The organism is Acinetobacter sp. C15 (assembly GCF_013420645.1).
GTDB classification, from domain to species: Bacteria; Pseudomonadota; Gammaproteobacteria; order Pseudomonadales; family Moraxellaceae; genus Acinetobacter; species Acinetobacter indicus.
In genome coordinates this window covers 1-1,282 of sequence record NZ_VOXR01000125.1, presented here as the reverse complement: position 1 = coordinate 1,282, position 1,282 = coordinate 1, and the positions used below count along the sequence as shown (strand labels likewise).

Genomic DNA, 1,282 nt, shown 5'->3' with positions numbered 1-1,282 from the left:
AGAGGTGGTCCCACTTGTTTGAACAACTAAAAGCGTATTTATAAGTGATATTCCGCTCTAGTTAAGCCACCTTGTTTTGTTGGGGTAGCTGATCATAGTAAAACTCATTTGGTGTCATTTTGTCTAGACTCGAATGAGGTCGTTTCAAATTATAAAACTCAAAATATGCACTTAATTGCTTTTTCGCATCTGTGACACTGCTATAAGCTTTGAGATACACCTCTTCATATTTAACGCTCCGCCATAATCGTTCAACCATCACATTATCTACCCATCGACCTTTACCATCCATACTGATTTGAATGCCATTTGATTTCAATACATCAATAAATGCATCACTGGTAAACTGGCTGCCTTGGTCTGTATTAAATATTTCAGGTCGACCATATTTTTCAATCGCTTCATTTAAAGCCGAAATACAAAAATCCACCTCCATACTAATCGATACCCTATGCGCAAGTACCTTGCGGCTATGCCAATCAATCACAGCACATAAATAAACAAAGCCTTTTGCCATAGGGATATACGTTATATCCGTAGACCACACTTGATTACTGCGCTGAATAGCCAACCCTTTGAGCAGATATGGATATTTACGGTGAGCTTGATTAGCCTGGCTTAAATTTGGTTTGCAATATAACGCCTGAATACCCATTTTCTTCATTAAAGTACGTGTATGACGTCGTCCTATATGATGTCCTTGACGATTCAACAAATCACGCATCATACGACTGCCTGCAAAAGGATATTGCATATGTAATTCATCAATACATCGCATCAGCTTCAGATCTGATGCACTCACAGGTTTTGGGCGATAGTAATAACAACCACGGGAGACTTTCAGCAGCTTAGCTTGCTTAGATACTGAAATCTGAAGTGAGTCGTCGATTAACTTTTGTGGTTGAAGCGGCCCAGTTTCTTCAACACACCTTCTAAAAAATCAATTTCTAATGCCTGCTCACCGATTTTTGCATGTAGTTTTTTTAGATCGATGGGTGGTTCTGTTGGAGCTTTTGATTGATCGAAAGCTTGCGAGGAAGCTGAGATCAATTGATTTTTCCAGTCAATAATTTGGTTTTGATGAACATCAAACTCAGCACTCAATTCAGCAAGTGTTTTTTCTGCTTTAATCGCAGCAAGTGCTACCTTAGCTTTAAAATCATTTGAATGATTTCTTCTTGGTCTACGTGCCATAAAATACTCCATATATTGATGTTTATAACATCATTTGAGGAGCAGAATATCACTTATAGGAGTTGTTCAAATTTACGGATCCATCTCT

At 38.2% G+C, this 1,282-nt stretch carries 1 protein-coding gene; it reads right to left on the bottom strand.

Going from position 1 to position 1,282, the window contains the following annotated elements; genetic code table 11:
- Positions 1–61: 61 nt before the first annotated feature.
- Positions 62–1,194, bottom strand: a protein-coding gene (locus FTT63_RS15450; RefSeq protein ID WP_223155595.1) for an IS3-like element ISAba14 family transposase whose coding sequence is annotated in 2 segments (ribosomal slippage) — positions 62–942 and positions 942–1,194 — 1,134 coding nt in all. Because the reading frame shifts where the segments join, the coding sequence is not laid out codon by codon here.
- Positions 1,195–1,282: the final 88 nt, after the last annotated feature.